1 protein-coding gene and 1 pseudogene are annotated in these 2,273 nt (G+C 63.1%); both read right to left on the bottom strand.

What is annotated here, in order from left to right:
• Positions 1-810, bottom strand: a pseudogene (locus EN939_RS30705) (M50 family metallopeptidase); the annotation flags it as partial.
• A 2-nt stretch (positions 811-812) separates the two neighbouring features.
• A partial coding sequence (locus tag EN939_RS30700) for an HlyD family efflux transporter periplasmic adaptor subunit (RefSeq protein ID WP_127271396.1) occupies positions 813-2,273 on the bottom strand: 1,461 nt, incomplete at its 5' end.

Below are 2,273 nucleotides of genomic sequence, written 5' to 3'. Positions count from 1 at the left end.
GGCTAACAGCCCCTCGCCGATAATGCCTGCCGCACCCACCAGGGCGCGCTGCCATTTGTCCCGGAATGCCAGGCTCTCCGACGCGTCGACATAGGGCACCGGCATGAACACGAGCAGCATCACGCCGATCTCGTGCACCTCGCCGCCCCAACGTTTGACGGCGAAGGCATGCCCCAGCTCATGCAAAGCCTTGATGAAGGGATAGGCGATCAGGATCAGCACGATATTCTCGGCCGACAGAACCCGGTCGGTTACATCGCCGGTCAGCGCCTGCCAGTTCATCGCGGCAAGGAAGATCGAATAGGCAACCAGCGCGAGGAAGGCGACGCCGCCGAACCAGGACAGGAACGGCCGCACCAGCGGATAGGTCGCGTTCAGGAACTCGTTCGGATCGAACAGCCCGACGCGGATAGCCAGCGGATTGGCGAATTTCGACAGAAGCTTGCGGTTGTGCTGCTTGCTGGCGCGGTCGGCGATTTCCTCGATGTCGGGCGGAATGTCGCCGAACAGCACATCCGCTGCGTGAAGCTGCCCCAAAAGACGGATCACCGCGTCTTGCGTAATGACCTTTTCGTCGAGGTGTTCGCAGGCGTTGTCCCACACGTCTTGCATGGTACGTCGGCCCGTCATCAGGCTGATGATGAAATAGGCCTCCGGCGTGAAGCGATGGAAGCGGCCAGAGGTCCGATCCTGCATCACATACCAGACCTGGTTGCGAAAGATCGTGCGGTGGATGCTCACCTGGCTTCGCAGCCGCGGCTTCAATTGCGCAACGCGATACCAGGACGAACTGAAATAGCTCCCGTCCATGGTCAGCCCGCCCAGCGCCAGAGGGTCAGGCGCAGCCAGTCGATCATCTTCTGGGTGTAGACGAAGAACAGCAGCCGTTCATCCACATGGGTCTTGCTGACGCCCTCCATGCCAGGACGCAGCCGCTCGAGGGACCCGGCGAGCGAAGCCTCGACCATGAACGAGTTGCGGCCGTTGCCCTGTCGCGAGACAGAGGTGATCTGTTCGATCTTGTATGGCAGCGGCTCCCTCGGCAACGCGCTGACCCGCAACTGGCCGGTCTGGCCGATCTTGATGTCATCGATGTCGCTTTCGTCGACTTCCAGGACAACGCGGTAAGAATCGAGTGGCGCGATGTGAAACAATTCCTGGCCACGCTCGACCGCCGCGCCGACCGATTGCGACAGATCGCCGGCGACGATGAATCCGTCAAACGGCGCCACCAGTCGGGTGCGCCGCAGTTGTTCGTCGATCAGCGACAGCTGCGCGTCCGCCTGCTTGATCTGGGCCTCGATGATCTGGCTTTCGGCGCGCTCGCCACGCGCCAGAGCGCGGTCGAATTCCGTCTCCTTCTGAGCCTTGGTGGTGACCAGCCGCAGCCGTTCGAAATTCAGATCCTGATCATCGAGTTGCGCCAGCACCTGATCCTTGCGCACCGTTTCGCCTGCCTTGGCGAATTCAGCCAGAACATAGCCGCTGAACGGGGCAACGATGGTTCGCTGCACCGAACCGCGAATGACCGCGGGCGCCGTTACCGCATAGGGTGAGGTGGCGACGCTCAGATAGGCCGCTATCGCCACCGCGGCCAGCGTCGCAATCTTGCGCCCGATGAAGCGCGGGCCAAGCAGCCTCTTGATCTGGATCCAGCCCGCTTCGATCGCCTTGGTGAAGATCGTCCGGTCGTTACCGCGTTTTTCCTCGAGCACCGGTCCGACCACGGCCGCGACTGCATCGCAAAGGTAGATCGTCTCCTGGTCAAAGCTCGCGTCGGCGGGCCGCAGGAAGGTAAGCGCGCCCGTCATCGTGCCGTTGCTCTGCAGCGGCACGGTCAGGGCGGCGCCATTCTTGTACTGGCGCGTCAAGGCTTCGTGCGCGATGCTGACCCGATATTCCTGACCCTGGCGCGGTGGCGCGACGACCACGGCCCGCTGGTCGATTGCCTCGTCCATCGCCGCCGCGATGTCGCGCATGAAGCTGACCTTGCCGTCGAATGCCGCCGAATGCGACACCGCCGCAACGCGCGTCCAGCGCCGGCGCATCACGCCGACGGCGACCGGGTCACAGTTCAGCCGCATGGCGAGTTCGGTGACGAGGGCGGTGCAAGCGCCCTTGTACCGCTTCTTCTCGATCACTGCCGCCAACATATCGAACGCAAAGCGGCTGCGCTGCGCCGCCTGTTCGCTCTGATCGCTCATGCCGCGGCGCAGATGCACCTCCACCCAGCCACAGGCCCACTGGATCTTACGCATGATGTCGGTGAAGGC

The organism is Mesorhizobium sp. M7A.F.Ca.CA.002.05.1.1, assembly GCF_003998335.1.
In the GTDB taxonomy this organism is placed as follows: domain Bacteria; phylum Pseudomonadota; class Alphaproteobacteria; order Rhizobiales; family Rhizobiaceae; genus Mesorhizobium.
Note: the sequence above shows the minus strand (reverse complement) of the source record. Positions and strands in the feature narration are given on the sequence as shown.